General features: G+C 48.6%; 22 protein-coding genes. 14 read left to right on the top strand and 8 right to left on the bottom strand.

From position 1 onward, the window contains the following. Positions 1–16: 16 nt before the first annotated feature. Positions 17–226 (bottom strand): TIGR02449 family protein, encoded by a 210-nt coding sequence (locus ACZ5NB_RS01160; protein WP_460231018.1) that lies wholly within the window; start codon positions 224–226, stop codon positions 17–19. 344 nt (positions 227–570) lie between these two features. Here ACZ5NB_RS01160 and ACZ5NB_RS01165 point away from each other — a divergent pair, with 344 nt between their 5' ends. From ACZ5NB_RS01165 to hisA, 8 genes are all read left to right on the top strand, one after another. After that, positions 571–1,155, top strand: a complete 585-nt coding sequence (locus ACZ5NB_RS01165) for a UPF0149 family protein (protein ID WP_460231019.1) — start codon at positions 571–573, stop codon at positions 1,153–1,155. Between the two features lie 26 nt (positions 1,156–1,181). After that, positions 1,182–2,495, top strand: coding sequence for a Xaa-Pro aminopeptidase (gene pepP / locus ACZ5NB_RS01170; protein WP_460231020.1), 1,314 nt, complete (start codon positions 1,182–1,184; stop codon positions 2,493–2,495). Positions 2,496–2,517: 22 nt separating this feature from the next. Next, positions 2,518–3,756, top strand: coding sequence for a 2-octaprenyl-6-methoxyphenyl hydroxylase (ubiH, locus tag ACZ5NB_RS01175; RefSeq protein WP_460231021.1), 1,239 nt, complete (start codon positions 2,518–2,520; stop codon positions 3,754–3,756). After that, positions 3,756–5,030, top strand: a complete 1,275-nt coding sequence (locus tag ACZ5NB_RS01180) for a UbiH/UbiF/VisC/COQ6 family ubiquinone biosynthesis hydroxylase (RefSeq protein ID WP_460231022.1) — start codon at positions 3,756–3,758, stop codon at positions 5,028–5,030. The genes ubiH and ACZ5NB_RS01180 overlap by 1 nt, the downstream gene beginning before the upstream one ends. Before the next feature lie 68 nt (positions 5,031–5,098). After that, entirely contained in the window at positions 5,099–5,416 is a 318-nt protein-coding gene (locus ACZ5NB_RS01185) for a hypothetical protein (RefSeq protein ID WP_460231024.1), read from the top strand. A 143-nt stretch (positions 5,417–5,559) separates the two neighbouring features. Then, complete coding sequence (gene hisB / locus ACZ5NB_RS01190; RefSeq protein WP_460231025.1) at positions 5,560–6,153, top strand: imidazoleglycerol-phosphate dehydratase HisB; 594 nt, start codon at positions 5,560–5,562, stop codon at positions 6,151–6,153. A gap of 116 nt (positions 6,154–6,269) precedes the next feature. Continuing rightward, positions 6,270–6,917: an imidazole glycerol phosphate synthase subunit HisH gene (gene hisH / locus ACZ5NB_RS01195; protein ID WP_460231027.1), complete on the top strand. Its 648-nt coding sequence runs from the start codon at positions 6,270–6,272 to the stop codon at positions 6,915–6,917. A 29-nt stretch (positions 6,918–6,946) separates the two neighbouring features. Next, positions 6,947–7,684: a 1-(5-phosphoribosyl)-5-[(5-phosphoribosylamino)methylideneamino]imidazole-4-carboxamide isomerase gene (gene hisA, locus ACZ5NB_RS01200; RefSeq protein WP_460231028.1), complete on the top strand. Its 738-nt coding sequence runs from the start codon at positions 6,947–6,949 to the stop codon at positions 7,682–7,684. Here hisA and ACZ5NB_RS01205 read toward each other — a convergent pair. Beyond that, positions 7,681–8,133, bottom strand: a complete 453-nt coding sequence (locus tag ACZ5NB_RS01205; RefSeq protein ID WP_460231030.1) for a PilZ domain-containing protein — start codon at positions 8,131–8,133, stop codon at positions 7,681–7,683. The genes hisA and ACZ5NB_RS01205 overlap by 4 nt on opposite strands. A gap of 199 nt (positions 8,134–8,332) precedes the next feature. Between ACZ5NB_RS01205 and hisF the strand changes: the two genes are divergently transcribed. Continuing rightward, complete coding sequence (gene hisF / locus ACZ5NB_RS01210; protein WP_460231031.1) at positions 8,333–9,106, top strand: imidazole glycerol phosphate synthase subunit HisF; 774 nt, start codon at positions 8,333–8,335, stop codon at positions 9,104–9,106. 93 nt (positions 9,107–9,199) lie between these two features. Here hisF and ACZ5NB_RS01215 read toward each other — a convergent pair whose 3' ends face one another. From ACZ5NB_RS01215 to gpmI, 5 genes are all read right to left on the bottom strand, one after another. Continuing rightward, complete coding sequence (locus ACZ5NB_RS01215) at positions 9,200–9,427, bottom strand: DUF6316 family protein (protein WP_460231033.1); 228 nt, start codon at positions 9,425–9,427, stop codon at positions 9,200–9,202. Positions 9,428–9,709: 282 nt separating this feature from the next. Then, entirely contained in the window at positions 9,710–10,627 is a 918-nt protein-coding gene (locus tag ACZ5NB_RS01220) for a divergent polysaccharide deacetylase family protein (RefSeq protein WP_460231034.1), read from the bottom strand. A 48-nt stretch (positions 10,628–10,675) separates the two neighbouring features. Beyond that, complete coding sequence (locus ACZ5NB_RS01225; protein WP_460232077.1) at positions 10,676–12,004, bottom strand: S41 family peptidase; 1,329 nt, start codon at positions 12,002–12,004, stop codon at positions 10,676–10,678. Between the two features lie 249 nt (positions 12,005–12,253). After that, positions 12,254–13,414, bottom strand: coding sequence for a murein hydrolase activator EnvC family protein (locus tag ACZ5NB_RS01230; protein WP_460231035.1), 1,161 nt, complete (start codon positions 13,412–13,414; stop codon positions 12,254–12,256). A gap of 132 nt (positions 13,415–13,546) precedes the next feature. Then, positions 13,547–15,076: a 2,3-bisphosphoglycerate-independent phosphoglycerate mutase gene (gene gpmI, locus ACZ5NB_RS01235; RefSeq protein WP_460231036.1), complete on the bottom strand. Its 1,530-nt coding sequence runs from the start codon at positions 15,074–15,076 to the stop codon at positions 13,547–13,549. A gap of 305 nt (positions 15,077–15,381) precedes the next feature. Between gpmI and ACZ5NB_RS01240 the strand changes: the two genes are divergently transcribed. From ACZ5NB_RS01240 to ACZ5NB_RS01255, 4 genes are all read left to right on the top strand, one after another. Then, positions 15,382–15,789: a rhodanese-like domain-containing protein gene (locus ACZ5NB_RS01240; RefSeq protein ID WP_460231037.1), complete on the top strand. Its 408-nt coding sequence runs from the start codon at positions 15,382–15,384 to the stop codon at positions 15,787–15,789. 49 nt (positions 15,790–15,838) lie between these two features. Then, the gene (gene secB / locus ACZ5NB_RS01245) at positions 15,839–16,339 is read left to right on the top strand and encodes a protein-export chaperone SecB (protein WP_460231039.1); all 501 of its coding nucleotides are present in this window, start codon (positions 15,839–15,841) and stop codon (positions 16,337–16,339) included. 26 nt (positions 16,340–16,365) lie between these two features. Then, positions 16,366–16,767, top strand: coding sequence for a VanZ family protein (locus ACZ5NB_RS01250; RefSeq protein ID WP_460231041.1), 402 nt, complete (start codon positions 16,366–16,368; stop codon positions 16,765–16,767). Positions 16,768–16,973: 206 nt separating this feature from the next. Continuing rightward, positions 16,974–17,453: a CDP-archaeol synthase gene (locus ACZ5NB_RS01255; RefSeq protein ID WP_460231043.1), complete on the top strand. Its 480-nt coding sequence runs from the start codon at positions 16,974–16,976 to the stop codon at positions 17,451–17,453. Here the strand turns inward: ACZ5NB_RS01255 and ACZ5NB_RS01260 are convergent. Further along, entirely contained in the window at positions 17,450–18,520 is a 1,071-nt protein-coding gene (locus ACZ5NB_RS01260) for a metallophosphoesterase (RefSeq protein WP_460231045.1), read from the bottom strand. The two genes, ACZ5NB_RS01255 and ACZ5NB_RS01260, sit on opposite strands and share 4 nt — an antisense overlap. 126 nt (positions 18,521–18,646) lie before the next feature. Here ACZ5NB_RS01260 and ACZ5NB_RS01265 point away from each other — a divergent pair, with 126 nt between their 5' ends. Next, positions 18,647–18,982: a rhodanese-like domain-containing protein gene (locus ACZ5NB_RS01265; protein ID WP_460231047.1), complete on the top strand. Its 336-nt coding sequence runs from the start codon at positions 18,647–18,649 to the stop codon at positions 18,980–18,982. The last annotated feature ends 89 nt before the right edge of the window (positions 18,983–19,071 follow it).

The following is a 19,071-nucleotide window of genomic DNA, read 5'->3' on the forward strand; positions in this document are numbered from 1 at the left end:
CTGTTACGCCCGGACTTTAGGCTTCGGATTCCAAACTCTTTAAGCGCGCGATCATCGCTTCAACACGCGTGCGGGCAAGTTCGTTTTTCTCGATCAGGCGAGTACGCTCGCCGATCCATTCAGATTCTTTGGCGTGCAGCTGGCGGTTCTCTTCACGCAATTGATCGCACATGCGAACGAGCTGCTCGATCTTACTTTCTAGTGTGGCAAGGATGCTATCGTTCATAGTGTCCACTTTCGTCTGGCTAACAGTATCTATCTATAGTCTACTAACCCAGATTTTGCTTTGCCTTAGACTTTATTCGAGGTTCTTTCAGTAAAAGGCTGATTCTAAACAAGATAATAGCGTATCGCACCACAAAACCCTGGTCGTTACTATATTGCGCCGACTTGTGGGGGTCAATTGCGGACGCGTGGCTGGGTGCTGTTTGTTCTCTAATGCGAACGATCTTTCACTGAATCGTGATAGGATGCGCAGTTTTCCGGAACCTTTGATTCATGCCTCTGATGCTTCAATCAAGGCGGACTGCAATGCCACGAAGCAGTGGCGGACACACCTGTTGGAGAGTCATGACAAATAAAACCCAAACACTGCCGTCTTTTGATGGGCTAGCCGATCAATTTCTATCATTAGGGGCGCTGAATAGTCCTGCCGAACTTCACGGCATGATCTGTGGTCATCTTTGTGGAGGGGGCCGTTATAGCCATGGAGAGTGGCTGAAAGCGGCTAAAGAATTTCTAGATTGCAGTCAAAGTGTTGATGGTGAGTCAGAGCAGTTGCTAATCCAAATCTACCAAACGACCTTATCGCAATTGCGTGATCAGGAGTTCTCTGTGCTGTTGTTATTGCCAGACGACGATACGGATTTAGAACAACGTATAGTATCGCTTGGCCATTGGTGTCATGGGTTTCTGACGGGCTTTGGTACATCGGGGCTTAGCGGTGATACGCAAATGTCAGCAGAAACTGCTGATGCGTTACGTGATTTTGCAGCGTTTGTGCAGATCAGCCCCGAGGATGCGCTTGATGATGATAGCGAAAATGACTACATGGAAATTGTCGAATACATTCGCGTTGCCCTACTCACTATTTTTATGGAAATCGGTGTGCACTCAGACCCCAACCCAGAGGAAGATCAACGCACCGTTCACTAACCGTATTGCATAAATAAGAGTCCGCTATGTCGATTACCAAACAAGAATTCGCGCGGCGCCGTAAAACTTTGATGGCGCACATGGAGCCTAATTCGATTGCCATTATTCCTTCGGCGTCAATCAAGGTGCGTAATCGCGATACCGATTTTGCCTTTCGCCAAGACAGCGACTTTTTTTATCTGACCGGTTTTAACGAGCCGGACGCAGTTCTGGCGATCATTCCTGGCCGCGACCACGGTGAAACTGTGATGTTTGTGCGGGAAAAAGATCCAGGCAAAGAAATTTGGGACGGCTACATCGCAGGCCCTGAAGGTGCTTGTGCTGATCACGGCGCTGACGATGCGTTTCCCATAGATGATATCGACGATATTTTACCGGGTCTGATCGAAGGCACCGAGCGTGTGTACTACGCGATGGGTAAAAACTCTGAATTCGATGCTCACGTAATGGGATGGGTAAACAGTATTCGCGCCAAGGTGCGCACTGGTGCCACACCGCCCGGTGAGTTTTTAGATCTTGATCATTTTCTTCACGATATGCGTTTGTACAAAAGCGCTGCGGAAATTCGTGTTATGAAGCGCGCTGGGGAAATTTCAGCTGCGGCCCATGCTCGTGCGATGACAACTTGCAAACCTGGCATGTTTGAATATGAGATTGAAGCGGAGCTATTACATGAGTTTGGTCGCAACGGCGCACGCTTTCCCGCTTACAGTAGTATCGTTGGCGGTGGTAAAAATGGCTGTGTTTTGCATTACATCGAAAACAACCAAAAATTACGCGATGGTGATTTGTTGTTAATCGATGCCGGTTGTGAATTAGATAACTATGCCGCAGATATTACCCGCACCTTTCCCATCAATGGAAAATTTTCGCCAGAGCAAAAGGCGCTCTATGAAGTGTGCCTAAAAGCGCAGCGCGAAGCCATGGCGGTGATTAAACCTGGCAATCATTGGAATGACCCACACGAGATCTCGGTGCGTATTATTTGTGAAGGCTTATTAGAACTCGGTTTGTTGCAGGGTGATCTCGAAGACATCATTGAGCAAGAGACTTATAAGCGTTTTTACATGCATCGCATCGGCCATTGGCTAGGGATGGACGTGCACGATGTGGGCGACTACAAAGTTGGTGGTGAATGGCGTGTGCTAGAGCCTGGTATGGTAATGACCGTTGAACCAGGGATTTATGTGTCGCCTAATGATGAAACGGTTGAAGCGCGCTGGCGCGGTATTGGTATTCGCATCGAAGATGACGTGTTAATTACCAAGGACGGCTGCGAAGAGTTGAGCGTTGGCGTGCCCAAAACCGTTGAAGACATTGAAGCCTTAATGGCGTCCTAATTTTTTGGCAGAGAATTAATAGTTGTCTAATTCGGAAACGACAGAGCAAACTATTCGTCATTGCGATATCGCCATCGTTGGTGGAGGTATGGTGGGTATCGCACTGGCGTTGATGTTAAATCGCGCGCAACCGGACTGGTCAATCGTTTTAATCGAATCGGCTGCCTTCAGCAAACCTGATGAAAAGCCCTATCAAAGTAGCTTTGATGCGCGCTCCACTGCGTTGGCTGCGGGTTCAGAAAAAATTCTAGATGCCTGTGGAATTTGGTCGACCCTTACTCAGCATCTTACGCCTATCGATACCGTACATGTGTCCGATCGTGGGCATTTCGGTGGAGCGGAAATTCACGCGGCACAATACAACATGAACGCCGTTGGTCATGTGGTTGAAAATGCTTGGCTTGGTCGTGTGCTGATGTCTGAGCTATTGTCGCGACCCCACATTACCTGTTTAGCACCGGCAAGAGTCAAGAAGTTAACGCCGCTACAACAGGGCTATCAGATCGACTTGGTTGACTCTGGTGTTGCACAGTTACATGCCAACTTAACCGTAATTGCAGATGGTGCTGAGTCGCCTTTGGCTAAAACGTTGGGGGTGCAATTTTCGACTAAGCCTTATCAGCAAACGGCGCTGATAACGAATATCGAAATGAGTGAGCCGCATCGATGTCGTGCTTACGAGCGATTTACGGACGCAGGGCCAATAGCCTTGTTGCCACTGGGCGAAGCCAGCCATAGTTGTACGTCGGCGCTGGTGTGGACTCTGCCTGAAGATCAAGCAGAGTCAATCGCATCGCTCGATGAAGATGCCTTTTTAAACATATTGCAACAGCGCTTTGGTTTTCGCCAAGGTAAATTTATACGTTGCGCCGAGCGTTTTACCTATCCGTTGGAATTAAAGTTAGCCTGCGAACAGGTGCGTCGCGGTTTAGTGTTAATGGGGAATGCGGCGCATTTCTTACACCCTGTCGCTGGGCAGGGGTTTAATTTAGCGTTGCGTGATTGCTGGCAGCTAATGAAAGTTTTGAAAGACGCGAATGATAAAAACGTTGCGTTGAGTGATCTACACGTTTTGCAGCAATACATCGACAAACAAATCTTAGATCAAGACTTAACTGTCGGCTTGAGCGATCAAATGGTGCGGTGGTTTTCCAGTGCCAGTATGCAGCAATCCGTGTTACGCAATTTGGGTTTGTTTTTATTGGATGTGGTGCCGGGCGCCGGCTCACTGTTATCCAAACGCTCAATGGGATTAGCGTAATGACAAAGACAGAGTCTCACTGGGAAGCAGAGTTTGGGAAACATTATGATGTCATCATTGCAGGTGCGGGTCTCGTCGGTACTGCACTGGCGTGTGGTTTAGCGATTGCGCACGCCAAAAGCCAATCAGAAAGTGCTAAGCCGCTAAATATTGTTGTTGTCGATCCGGGCAAAGCCCCAGCGCTTTTCAGTGGCGAACAATTTGACCCGCGTGTGGTAGCACTCACGCGTCAATCGCAAAACTTATTAGATGAGCTTGGTGTTTGGCAATCCATTGTCGATCAACGGGCATGTGCTTACCAGCACATGTCGGTGTGGGATGGCGAGGGTACTGGGTCAATTCAATTCGATAGTGATGAATTACACGAGCCCAACCTCGGTCATATTGTCGAAAACTCGGTCGCACTGAATGCACTGTTAACTCGCTGCATTCAGCTACCTAATGTTGAATTGTTGCGTGGTCAAAGTGTGGTAGATATTAGCTTGCCCAGTGATGGGCAAGACGAGCCGGTAACGATTCAGCTAAACGATGGGCAAAGCCTAACAGCGGATTTGGTCGTCGCGGCCGATGGTGCTCTTTCTCCTTTACGACAGCAAGTAGGCTTAGCAACGCGAGAGTGGGATTATGGGCATCGAGCCATCGTCACCACCGTTCGTTGCGAAAAGCCTCATCGATTTACCGCCTGGCAACGATTTAGTCATACCGGGCCTTTGGCATTTCTGCCATTACAAACGACAGAGGGCAATGCACATTATTGTTCGATTGTGTGGTCATGCACCGAAGACTTAGCTGCCGAGTTACTTGCACTAGAGGATGCGGTGTTTGCTAGTCGTTTAGAAAGAGCGTTTGAACAACGGCTTGGTCGCATCGAGCATTGTGATCAGCGATTCAGTTTTCCTCTGCGTCAGCGTCATGCGGTGGACTACATAGCCCCTCGCTTCGCTCTGGTGGGCGATGCAGCCCACACCATCCATCCTTTAGCTGGGCAGGGTGTGAATTTAGGTTTTCACGACGTAAAAGCATTACTAGCGGAAGTAGCGCGCGCTGGTGAACGCGGTATTCCGCTTGGTGATCCGTCGGTCCTTAAACGCTTCCAGCGACAGTGTCGAACCCATAATCTGGCGATGATGGCGACGATGGAAGGTTTTAAGCGATTGTTTGGCAGTCGTCATCCGGCGCTACAGGTGGTGCGGAACTCAGGGCTCAAGCAGGTAAACCAACTGGGTTTTTTGAAAAAGATGATAGCTCGGCAGGCCATGGGAATCGGTGCCTAGCGTTGGTTTAGCCTATACTCTTCAATAGGTTTTTATCGGTTTAACACAGGAATAGCTCAGGAGCAGCAGTGATCCCTCAAAGCCAAGTGAGTACACAAATTACCTCCAATAAGAAAGGCTTGGTTATCGCGGTAGAAGGCTATTTTAATGGTGCTCTGCACGCCGCATTCCGCGAGAGCTTTGAGGGGCAGCCTAAATTCGAGCGCTATGCGGTTAGTCTGCAGCATTGCCTCGGCCTTGATAGTGGCGGCTTGGGCTTGTTACTGGTGTTGCGTGACTATTCGGGCCTCGGTAAGGAAAACCTGCTGCTGACGCAAATCCCACCGGAGATTAAGACGGTGCTTAGATACGCGAACTTCGACCAAATCTTCACAATCGTCGAGTGAAGCGATCTGCGTTGCCACTGCACCCATCATTGGCTGCCTCGAAAAACGCTTCATCATAGACTTAGTATCTCGATCCTTCCCCCTGGCGACTAAGGGGCTCAAACCAGTATAATGCGCGGCTTGATAAACATTGAGGAATCACCATGACTGAGCGTTCAGCCAGTGTTAAGCGCGACACGCTAGAAACCAAAATCACTGCCACCATCAATCTAGACGGTAGCGGCAAAGGCCAATTCGATACTGGCGTGCCGTTTCTAGAACATATGATGGATCAGATTGCGCGTCATGGTTTGATTGATATCGATGTCACCTGCGATGGCGACACGCACATCGATGATCACCACACCGTGGAAGACGTGGGTATCACGCTCGGCCAAGCGTTCGCGCAAGCGGTGGGCGACAAAAAAGGCATTACTCGTTACGGCCACAGCTATGTGCCGCTGGACGAAGCCTTATCACGGGTCGTGATTGATTTTTCTGGTCGCCCCGGTTTGTGGATGGATGTGCCTTTCACGCAAAAACGTATCGGAAATTTCGATACTGAGTTGTTTCGCGAATTTTTCCAAGGTTTCGTCAATCACGCGCAAGTGAGTTTGCACATCGATTGCCTCAAAGGTATGAATGCGCACCATCAGATCGAAACAGTGTTTAAAGCCTTTGGGCGCGCGTTACGTATGGCGTTAACACGTGATGATCGCTTGGGAAATGTCATGCCGTCTACCAAAGGTACATTGTAGTTTTCTAAATACCCCGGGGCACGACTTTCGATCGTGCCATTGCTCTCTTGTGAGTTTAATATCGAGCGATGAATATCATTGCTTGTTCAGTAAAATTTTTCGTTGTGAGTTCAACTATGAGCACCCTCGCCATTATCGATTACGGTATGGGTAATCTTCACTCTGTTGCTAGCGCTATTAAAAATGTAGCGCCAGAAGTAGACGTGTCGATTACAGCTGATAAACACGTTATAGCTGATGCAGACCGTGTCATCTTTCCTGGTGTTGGCGCAATACGTGATTGCATCAAAGGTATATACGATATTGAAGCCGACGTAATGGTTAAAAATGCCATTGCATCCGGTAAACCTGTGTTAGGCATTTGTGTTGGTTTGCAAGCATTGATGTCGCACAGTGAAGAGAACGATGGCGTCGATTGTTTGAATGTCTTGCCTGGCAATGTAAAACGCTTTTCAAGTGCATTGAAAGACGTTGATGGCAATCAACTTAAAGTTCCTCACATGGGTTGGAACCAAGTTGAGCAAGTGAAAGCGCATCCTCTATGGGAAAATATTCCGCAAAATTCGCGTTTTTATTTCGTACACAGTTATTACGTTTCGGCAGAAAATGCTGAACAGGTAACGGGTAAGTGTCAATACGGCGTTGCGTTTGATGCCGTGTTAAGTGAAAACAACCTATTTGCAGCTCAATTTCACCCCGAAAAAAGCCACACCGCCGGTTTGCAATTGCTGCAAAACTTTGTGCGTTGGAATGGAACAGTGTAAACCGCATAAAACGCGTTAGAGACAGTATTATGTTAATTATCCCTGCAATTGATTTAAAAGATGGCCAGTGTGTACGTTTGCGACAAGGCTTGATGGAAGACTCCACAGTGTTTTCTGATGATCCTGTCGCGATGGCGCAGCAGTGGGTTGATCAGGGCACACGCCGTTTGCATTTGGTAGATCTCAACGGTGCGTTTGCGGGTGAGCCTGTCAACGGTGAAGTGGTGACGGCGATTGCAAAAAAATACCCAGACTTACCCATTCAAATTGGCGGCGGTATTCGTTCGTTGGAAACCATCGAAGCCTATTTAAAAGCTGGTGTGACCTACGCCATTATCGGTACTAAAGCGGTAACAAATCCCGAGTTTGTTGCTGAAGCCTGCAAGGCATTTCCTGGTCATATTATTGTCGGTTTGGATGCAAAAGACGGCTTTGTTGCCACCGATGGGTGGGCCGAAGTCTCTAGTGTAAAAGCTACCGACCTGGCCAAGCAATTTGCCAACGATGGCGTGAGTGCCATTGTTTATACCGACATTGCTCGGGATGGCATGATGGGTGGCGTTAATATCGATGCTACCGTTGCCATGGCGCAAGCGTCGCCAATCCCTGTGATTGCATCTGGTGGTGTATCAAAGCTTGATGATATTAAAGCGTTACAAGCGGTGGCAGGCGAGGGGATTTTGGGCGCAATCACTGGGCGTGCCATATATGAAGGCACCTTAGATATCGCAGAAGCTCAAGCCTGGTGTGACAGCCAAACAGCCTAGCGTGGTGGGCGAAGCCCGTTGAGTACGGCGCTATGTTGAGCGGCAAAATGCTGAATAAAGTTGCTCAATACTTTTTCGCTTTCCACATCCAGCTCAACGAGTTGGCACCCAATGTGAAACCAGTCGCCACGCACTCGCCGACAGTAAACGCTTTGGCTTAATAGGTGTACAGACGCGGCGACTTTGTCTGTTGTCGGTACGCGAAAATCCACACTGAGTTTTATCGCGTCGTTCAGGGCGGCCCTTTTGAAATGAGGGAAAACCGTGCGCATTAACTGAAAGTTTCCGGCGACTTGAAATCCGCCTGATGACAAATTGGTGATTAGCCCTGGACATGAATCGCCACTGGCGTTTTTTACCATGCATGCCAAGCGAGTTTTATAGCGTGGCTCTCGGCGTTGCTCGATTCCAGATTGTCCAGGGCCTTTTGGAAACTTTGAGTTGTTCATATACTGAGTGTAGAAGATCAAATTTGCGGCCTGAGAAAAAAGCGTGCTTTCAACTAACGAAGTGCAAATTTTTTGTTCAGAAGTATAGCTGAAAGTTTATAAACGCAGGTAAGTGCAACCATCTTGATTTTAAACAATGGTTGTAAAGGCCCGTCTTTAAATATTTGTGAGTGAAATTGTTTTCAGCGAGGATGTTAAAGTGGCTCTAGCAAAACGCATTATACCCTGCCTAGATGTTGATAACGGGCGAGTGGTGAAGGGAGTAAAGTTTCTCGATATCCGTGATGCCGGTGATCCAGTTGAGGTCGCAAAGCGTTACAACGAGGAAGGTGCTGACGAAGTTGTGTTTCTCGATATCACGGCGAGCCATGAAGACCGCGATACCATGGTGCATGTTGTAGAGCGGATGGCAGAGGAAGTATTTATTCCATTAACCGTCGGTGGTGGTATTCGCACGATCGAAGATATTCGCCGCATGCTCAATGCGGGCGCCGATAAGGTCAGTATTAATTCTGCTGCGGTCCATAACCCCGAGTTCGTTCGTGAAGCGTCTCAGCGTTTCGGGGCGCAGTGTATTGTTGTGGCAATTGATGCCAAATGCGTGAGTGGCGAAGGTGAAACACCTCGTTGGGAAATCTTTACGCACGGGGGCCGAAAGCCGACGGGCATTGATGTGGTTCAGTGGGCGAAAAAAATGGCCGCCTACGGCGCAGGTGAAATTTTATTAACGAGTATGGATCGTGATGGCACCAAAGACGGATTCGATTTGCCATTAACACGCGCGGTCAGTGAAGCGGTTGATATTCCAGTGATCGCTTCAGGTGGCGTTGGCAATGTGCAACATTTAGCAGATGGCATTTTAGAAGGTAAAGCCAATGCTGTCTTAGCGGCGAGCATTTTCCACTTTCGTGAAGTGGCAATCGAAGAAGCAAAGCAGCACTTGCAAGCGCAAGGTATAGAGATGCGTTTATAGGCTAGACGCTGAATATCTTGAGACAATAAAAAAAGCCCAGTACTGACAAATGAGAAGAGTACTGGGCTTTTTTTGTAATGTTGGGAGGCGACGTTATGCGGCGTGGCTGCTGTATTGTTGCAAAGTTGCAGAGAAGCTCGGCTCAGCTTCGCACACGTATTCGATAAATTCATTTACGCCATTGGCTGCATCGTCTAGCGAATCGAAAGGACCGATATCAACACCTTCGCGAGTTGTGTAATACCAGTATTCTTCTCGACAGTAGAAACGATCCGATCTCTCGGGTACTCGTCCTTGCTCGCCTGTGCGGTTAAATTTCATAGCTAGCATCCTTCAGTGGTTAGACTCCAGATCGACACAATACTTACCGTATGCTTAATGGTCGATTAACTATAGTCGCACTCAATCAGTGGGGCGCGATATAAGTGTGTCGGAGTTCACATAATGCAATTTAATTGCTGCTTAGTTGCACCATGACTTAGCTTTCCAGTGGGCAATAAATTGCCTGCACGAGTAAATCTAGCGCTGTAAGACATAATACTAGCGCTTTTGCTGCTCAATGCCTATACAACTTTTGGCTGGTATTGCTGCTTTTTTATTCGATTATCGGGTAAAAAAGGGGGATTTATAGTCCTGTGGACCATCAATCGAGGTGTTTGATGGCATATGTATCAATGTCTGCGGGTTGTCTTCCGCGGATAAAAGGTCAGATACCGGGACTAAACGGACGCCAGATCGCTCCAGTAAAGGGATGGCGGTACGCAATACTTGAATGGTTTCGGGGTGCGGGTGGGCAATGGCGACGCCTTGGCCATTCCGTTTTGCCATTTGCAGGAAGCGGCCAAATTGGAATGCGATGCTGGCGAGATCGACGTCGTTGTCGAGGAAATAGTCACGCTGGAGAGTTGGCACGTGTGTTTCGCGAGCCGTTTTCCAGGCGACGCTATGAGGGCTAGTCCTGCTATCGACGAAATAAAGATGTTGGTCTTTAAGCGTTTCCATCAGCCAGCGCATGGGCTGCTTCAACTGGGTCAACCTGCTGCCCATGTGGTTGTTGATTCCACGCACGTGAGGGACTGCTTTGAGATTTTCATGCAGCGTGCGCATGAACATCGCATAAGGCATGTCCTCTGTTAACGCGCCAGCGTCTAGCGGCTTGTCGAGCACATTGCTCATGGGGACGTGCAGCATAATTTCTTTCCCCTGTTGGTGTCCGGCTCTTGCCAATTTTGCTCCATGGGGGCTGTGAGGGATGATCGCCAGCGTGACTGGGCCCGGTAAGGCAGCCGCATCGGCTCCCTGACGCCAGCTGTATCCAATGTCGTCAATGATGATGGCAATCTGGACTTGAGACGGGAGGGTTGGTGGTTGCGCCAGGCGCTTTTGTGTCAGTGGAGGGGGTAGTGTGCCGTTAGCGCTGACCGTGACGGCAACACCAAAGATCATCAAGGCGCAGAGGATGAAACTCACAAGCGCTTTCTTCGGGCAAAGGCTGAAGCTATCCCAGTCAGTTAATCGCATTCACCCCCCCCTTTGTGAACTTGATCAATGTGTCGTTTTACAGCGTCTTTAGATATCTTTCTGCGCCATTTTTGTCACTGCTTTGGGGCCATGCTTACCGAACACATGAATACCTTTTAAAAGGTTCAATGCTTCAGAGAGTTGGTTATCTCGCTCGGCTAGGTTATCACTCGAGGCTGCGCGCTGTTCACGTTCGTTTGAGCCATTGTCGTTGCCGCCATTACCATTGCCGAGATGGTTGTTGAGGTCTGCCTCGGTAGTGCGCAATTGCGGTTTGATGGTGGTTACCCTAGCGCGCTCGACGTTGATATCTGGCGTGATGCCTTGCGCCTGAATCGAGCGGCCGTTGGGTGTAAAGTAGAGAGCCGTGGTCATTTTGATGGCGCGATCATCACTGATGGGAATCACGGTTTGCACAGAGCCTTTACCAAAGCTTTGTGTCCCGACAATGATTGCTCGTCCGTGATCTTGCAAAGCGCCGGCAACAATTTCTGATGCTGAAGCCGATCCATCATTTACCAGGACCACCATGGGCAATCCGTCGAGAATATCACCAGGGTTTGCACTGTAACTCAGATTGCCATCGGTCAGACGGCCTTCGGTGTAGACCACAGTGCCTTCGTCTAAGAACGCATCAGCTACTTCGACTGAGGCTTGCAAAACGCCACCAGGGTTGTTGCGGAGGTCGAGAATAATGCCGCGTAAATCGTCGCTTTCGGACTTCAGCTTTTCCACAGCCGACACTACTTCCGAGCCGGTATGTAGTTGAAACTGTGCGATGCGCAGGTAGCCATAATTGGGTTCTACCATCCGCGAGCGTACGCTGGTGACCTTGATGGTGTCGCGTACCAGGGTTAATTCAAAAGGTTGATCAATGCCATCTCTCACCACGGTGATACGAATTTCACTGCCGATTGGGCCGCGCATATTGTCGACGGCTTCTGAGATCGACATTCCTTTTACGGGTTTTTCATCGAGCTTAATGATGAGGTCGCCGGCCTCGACACCCGCGCGTGCGGCGGGCGTATCGTCAATGGGTGAGATAACTTTGACGAAGCCATTTTCCATACCGACTTCAATACCTAGTCCGCCAAATTCACCGGTGGTATTCACCTGAAGGTCTTCAAACGAGCTTGAGTCTAAGTAGGCGGAGTGAGGGTCTAGCTCAGTGAGCATGCCTTTGATTGCATATTCGAGCAGTGCACTGTCGGTGACATCTTCAACGTAGCCAGTGCGAATATGGTTGAATACTTTTGCGAAGGTGCGTAAGTCATCCAGCGGAAGCATTGGCTGCTGAATCTCTTTTAGCGCCTCTGGTTGTGACGGCGTATCGGTTTCGGCCCAGCTTGTACCGGTCAGGCAGAGGATACTGGCCATCAAAGCCGTAATGCTTGTCGCAGCAGATTTAAGGTGTTGTTGACGAAAGCCCAAGGGCAACATGTTGATCTCCTGTCGAGCCGAGAAACGGCTGGGCTCGAAATTTATCATCTCGCGAATACGTGATTATGGGGGCGCGAGTTACCAATACCTAGTGTAGACCCAACATGGGGTCTTAAATTCAGCGAATTAACCCAAATCTAATGGATAAAAACGCGTTTGTAACGACTTAATCCCCAGAAAGCGGCTTCATCCGCACCAGCGGCTTGGGTTGGTGGGTTGGCCTTTTTGGCGGATTTCAAAGTATAGGCCTGCTTGTTTTTGCCCCCCACTGCGGCCTACCTGGGCAATGACTTCACCAGCGGTTACCCAGCTGCCAACACGCTTATTCAGTGATTGATTGTGTGCGTAGAGGCTCATATAACCTTCGCCGTGATCAACAATAATGAGCAAACCCTGACCGCGAAGGTAGTCGGCGAATACGACTCGGCCGTGGTGAATCGCTTTAACAGGAGTTCCTTCTTTGGCGCTGATGACGACGCCATCCCATTTGAGCTTGCCCGCGACCCGGTAGCTGCCAAATTTGTGGCTGAGATTGCCCTTTGCTGGCCAGGGCAACTTTCCTTTGAGTTTGGTGAAGGGTGTGGTGTCGCTGGCAAATGGTCGGTAGCTGACCGTGTCGGATCCAGTGACGCTTTGTAGGCGACTTAATACACGCTCGATAGCGGCCTGGTCTTGGCTGGCTTTGCGGAGTTCTTCGTCTTTAGTTTTGATGGTTGCATCTAGTCGCGCTAGCGTCTCTTGCCGCTGTTGTTGTGCCGACGTGAGGTCTTTGTAGCGATCCTGTAATGCTTGGCGGTTACGTTTTAGGTGTGCGGTTTTTGTGTGGATGGCAGGCTCGACACGGTTAAGTTCATCAACCGTTGCCGCATAGTGTGCGAGCTTTTCGGTGCGCGCACGGAGTACGTAGTCGTAGTACTTCACCATGCGCGATATCGCTTGAGGGTCATCCTGATTGAGGAGGAGCTTCAAGTTGCTTTGTTTGCCCAGCCGGTACGAAGTGCGTACCTGCTGGGCTATGTGCTTCTTTTGGGAGGATTGCTCGCTTGCGAGTTGTTGACGCTGTTGCTGCAATTGAATCAGCGCTTGGCCTTCTGCTTCCAGGTCAGCTTTGATTTCATCAATTTTGTCGAGCAGCTCGTTGACGCGGGTCTCATTCGACTCGAGTTGGTCGAGCAATTTACCGCGTGAATCTTTAACAGTGGATAATTCGTCTTCAAGCTCTTTAATGGTACTTTGCAAGGCTTCAAGTTTGGCTTGGTACTCCGCTTCAGATGCGTCTTGCGCGAAGCTGGGGAGAGCCCAACCAACGCTGCAAACCACAAGCGCACTGGCCAGTATTTTTTTCACGATGCGTTCCTTTTTATAGGTTGGCTTTTGGGGTGGCTTTTGCTTAGCCGCTCAAGCCATTTCTTGGTTACACTTATTGCAAGTGATCGTTTTAAAAAAGCCCGCCACGTTATGAAGCGGGCTTACCTAAATCTATAGGTTTACCAGAATTTTTCCAGTCATTTCCTTCGGTTGTGCCAAGCCCATCATTGCCAACATGGTTGGGGCAACATCGGCGAGGCTGCCTTCGCCATTGAAAGATAGGTCGCGACCGCCGACGTAGACTAACGGAACGGGTAAAGTGGTGTGCTGCGTCATAGGTTGCCCTGTGGCGTCGTCGAACATTTCCTCTACGTTACCGTGGTCGGCTGTTATGAGTAGTTCACCGCCAACGTTGTCACTCGCGGCGATGACTTTTGCTAAGCATTCGTCGACGACTTCAACCGCTTTTACCGCCGCGTCGAAATCGCCGGTATGGCCAACCTGGTCGCAGTTGGCGTAGTTACAGACGATGGTGTCGTACTTGCCGGATTCGATGGCGGCCACCAGTTTGTCGGTCACCTCGTAAGCACTCATCTCGGGTTTTAGATCGTAGGTGGCGACTTGGGGAGAGGGGATTAGCTCGCGATCTTCACCGCCGTACAAGTCTTCTTGGCCGCCGCTGAAAAAGAAGGTTACGTGTGCGTACTTTTCCGTTTCAGCGATACGTAATTGTGTTTTCCCCTGTTTTGCCAAGTAATCGCCCATGGAGTTTTCTAGGCTTTGTGGCGGAAAAGCAATCGGTGCATCTAGGTCGCTGCTGTACTCTGTTGTCTGCACAAAAGCGGCAATGGCAGGCTTACGAGCGGGGAACTGATCAAAATCAGCATTGACGAAAACCTGCGAAATCTGGCGCGCGCGGTCGGGGCGGAAATTCATAAATATGACTGAATCACCGTCGTTAATGGTTACTTTATCGCCGATCACGGTAGGTTTAACAAACTCATCATTCTCATCGCGTTGGTAAGCCGCAGCTAAGCCTTCAACAGCGCTATTGGCCTGATATTCAGCCTTACCGTCGACCATCACGTCGTAGGCGGCTTGTACTCGATCCCAGCGGTTATCGCGATCAAGTGCGTAGAAGCGGCCCACGATGGTGGCGACCCTGCCAACACCTACCTCTTTAAACACAGCATCGGCTTTTGCTAGTGAGGGTTCAGCGCTGCGGGGTGGCATGTCGCGACCGTCGAGTGACGCATGCAGATAAATTTCTTTAGCACCGCGAGATGCGGCGAGCTTAATCATCGCGAAGATGTGTTCCTCATGACTGTGAACGCCACCGGGAGACAGTAAGCCCATGATATGCACGGCTTTGCCTGCGTTAACCGCCTTGTCAATGGCCTCCAAGTAGACAGGGTTTGTATTGAAACTGCCGTCTTCAATGGCTTTATTGATGCGGGTGTAATTTTGGTAAACCACACGGCCAGCTCCCAGTGTCATGTGCCCCACCTCGGAGTTACCCATTTGCCCCTCAGGTAAGCCAACTGCCATGCCAGAGGTGTGGATGAGTGTATGTGGCTTATTCGCCCACAGTGCGTCCCAAGTGGGGGTGTTTGCCGTCATGATGGCATTGTATTTGGGGGCCGGAGAATAGCCAAAACCGTCTAAAACGATTAACAACAATGGCTTTTTCTGATCGCTCATAAGGGGGTCTCGTATTCCGTACAGAGGGCTAAGGGGTTGCTTGGGCTCCTCCATAGAGAGTATCTGTCGAGACAGCGCATTTCTGGAGACCAAGAAGTCTAGACCCACCATTCTACTGGGTTAACGCCACGAACTCTATTCACTCACGCTATTGGTGTGATAGCCGGAAGCCTGGGCAGGACAGGACCGTCTGGGCCGCGAAATTGCTAGATTGATAGTGTATACTCCTGGCCCGCTCAGGTGCTCATGGCCTGGGTTTGGCACCTTACCAAGAGGTAGCCCCAGAGAGAGGAATATGAGTAACCGTGGACTTTTTTATTTTTATTAGTGAGCAATACATTTTAGTTGGTGTGCTGCTCGCGTTAATTTACACCTTCGTTTGGAACGAAAAGCGTCGTGGCGGTAAAACCGTAAGCACCCACGAGTTAACGCGCATGATGAATAACGACGAAGCCATACTCGTTGATGTGCGTGACCCGTCTGACTACAAAACCGGCCATATTGTGAATGCACTGAATATCCCCTTCAATAAAATCAATGACCGCTGGCAAGAGTTGGAACCCCACAAAGCGAAGACCATAATCTTGGTGGACAAAATGGGCCAGCACACCGGTGGTGTTGGCAATACCTTGCGTGGTAAAGATTTCCAAGTGAATCGATTGAGTGGCGGTATGTCCGAATGGGAGGCTCAGAACCTTCCAGTGGTTAAGTAACTTTTATAACGTACATTATTTAAATTTTAGTTTTTATTTGGAGTAAACAATGGCCGACGAACAGCAACCAACGGCAAACGAAACTGAAGGCCAGGCTGGCCAGCAATTCGCGCTACAGCGTATTTACATCAAAGATTTATCTTTTGAAGCGCCTATGGGGGTAGAGGCTTTCAGTCAGCAATGGAAGCCACAGGTTAATCAAGAAATTAACGCGAAAAATGCCAAAGTAGGTGACGATGCTTACGAAGTGGTCTTGAGCCTCACCGTTACCGTTAAGCTTGAGGATAAAGTTGTATTTCTAATTGAGTTGCAACAAGCCGGCGTGTTCTTTGTTAAGGGCCTTGAAAACGAGCAATTAGCACAAGTGTTAAGCACCACCTGTTTACAAATTCTTTTCCCTTATGCACGGGAAACAATCGACAACGTTATCGTAAAAGGGAGTTTCCCTGCGCTCATGTTGCCACCCGTTAACTTCGATGCCTTGTATCTGCAATGGTTACAGCAGGCAAAAGAAAAAGCCGGTGAGGCTGACAACAAAACAGTTAATTAATGATTCGTTAACTGCTCCATTTAAAGATGAAAACTGTAGCGAAGTTTAAACTGCTTTGGTGTTGGCTGGCTTGGCTGCAGTTTGTTTCCCTTCTTTCTCTCATTACCTACCTTTCGTTAAAACCGGACCATGGTGATATTTTTGTCTCTATCTGGGATAAAGCGCTGCATGTGTTTGGTTGGTTCGTTATTGGCGGGTCGCTCAGTGCTGCCTGGGGCTATCGACGGCACTATCTCACCGCTATCGTGGCACTGTGGTGTTACTCAGTTTTCATCGAAATAATGCAACAATTGACCGGTCGTCAACTGAGCGGCTTTGATATGTTAGCCAACGCCATTGGGTGCAGTTTGGCCTGTGGTCTCTTTCTATTACTTAAATCACTATGGCCTAGTTGGTTTTTTCAGTTTCTCACATCTAAGAATAAATAGTTCTAACACTCACAGAAATTTCACAAACACCCCGAAAATATAGTGGCAAGTCTCAAGATATAAATGGATGCTATATTCCATTCGTTTTTTGAAAGCAAACTGGTCATAAAAAAACTTGCTATGTCGTCGATTTAACACAAAGCTTGAGATGTCATTCAGCAATTTTGCGCTGGGCCTGACGCTACGTTGTATCGGTGAGGTGAAACATGCTGTTAATTGAATGTGTGCTTCTATTATTCGCAGCAAATGGTGCTCCGGTTATCGCTAGGAAACTATTTCTCCATGACTTTGACTTTCCGGTCGATGGGTATCATCGTTTCTCAGATGGCAACCGAGTATTTGGCGAGAGTAAAACCTGGCGGGGTGTCTTTACGTCTATCGCGGCATGTATGGTGTTGGCCTGCGTGTTGCAATTATCCTGGTTGTTTGGTTGTGTAATCGCGTTACGCGCAATGCTCGGTGATTTGCTGTCAAGTTTTGCAAAACGCCGCTTAGAGATGCCCTCGAGTGCGCGGTGCAGTGGAGTTGACCAACTACCTGAAGCCATCATTCCTGGACTGTTTGTCGTTATATTTTTTGAGGTTAGCCTAACGGTGGCTTTGAGTAGTGCATTAGTTTTTGTGGCGGGTGATATTTTACTATCACCCATATTATTTAAATTAGGTTTGCGCAAAGTTCCCTATTAAGTGCTAAAGCCGTTGCAACGTAATGTATGGACAGCTACTTCCGGTGGACAGTTTAATCGTACATTGATGATTGAAGTTCCCGCTCCCACGGAAGTGTAACCATGCATTTGTTGGTATTGCCAGTTCCCTTTGCCCAGCTGTCTGGGGCAGCGTGATTCTAAGATTATGGGTAATCCGCCAGGAAGGCAGATCTGCCCTCCGTGTGTATGGCCGCAAAAAAATAAATCAAAATGGGCCTGTTGTGCAATATGAAATAATTCTGGTGTGTGTGACAGCAAGATAGTGAAGCGTGTTGGCTCGAGTGTGGTTGCCACTTTTTCAATATTGTCTAACTGAAAATAGTGCCCATCATCAACACCTGCTAACGAAATAATATCTCGGCCTTTTCTCAGTGAAACAGCGCTATTAATTAGGGTTTTGATGCCCATGTCATTCATAAATGGCACCATACGAATTGAATCATGGTTGCCGAGCACAGCGTAGATATCGCTGTTAATGTGTTCGCGCAGTTGAGCTAATAATTGCATAGAGCGCGCGCTATCGCCAAATGTATCGGCACGATAATCCCCGGTCAGAACGCATATATCGTACTCGAGAGTCGCCAGTGTGGACGCAACAACGTTGACTCTCGAATCATCCATATCGAGATGCAAATCACTAAGGTGAAGGATCCTAAAGCCATCGAATGCGGGCGGTAAATGGGGTAAATGAATGGTGTTGTTAACAACTTTCAGCTTGTGTGTGTTGTCTTCACCCCGTTTAAGTAAGCCAGCAAGGCGCAGGCACCCGCGCATTAAGCTGTGAATGGAATACCAGTTTTCTAAATGAAAAAACTTTCGGTGCCAGCGAATAACGTTTTGATGGTGAGATTCTTCTAAGTTCAGACGTGTTGCCACATGTTCAGCATCTACGTCATTGGCTAAACAGTGTTGGAGTTGTTCCAACGTTAGGGGCTGCGTCATTGTTGTGTTTAACTCCGCAAGCGTATTGGTGTTGACGACAGTGATAATGCGATGAATCTTTGCCAGTGTAGTTTGCGTGTAAACTGGCAGCAAATATTGATTCATATCGTATCGCTGGTAAAAAACGCATTGCTTTTGTCGAAGTCGGTTGAATCTGTAAGCTAAAGCGCTTATAAAGCGTCTTATCGTTAAGTGATATAAATAGCCATGAAAACAGGAGAGCGTTGAACAATGAAATATCTAACAAAAGCCATAATGGTCTGCGTTTTGTTAAAGGTATCACTATTTTCAATGGGTGCCTTTGCTTCAGATGATATCTGGATTGATGTGCGCACAGAGAAAGAATGGAATAGTGGGCATCTCGAGCAAGCGGTACACATTCCTTACGATGAGATTACCGGCAAAATTGCGGCGATCACTGAAGACAAAGATGCACCCATTAAACTTTATTGCCGCAGCGGTGGACGCGCGGGTAAAGCAGAAAAGGCATTAGAAGAGATGGGTTACACCAATGTTCAAAATATGGGTGGCATTGAAGACGCTAAGAAGTTTCTCGCTGATAAATAGTAACCAATAGGGCCTTAGTTATTTGGTTTAGGTCCATCTATTCTTACTCGAATCGCTCTTATTGCACTTTGCAGTAGGGCGGTTCTTCC

This window comes from Aurantivibrio plasticivorans, assembly GCF_055392955.1.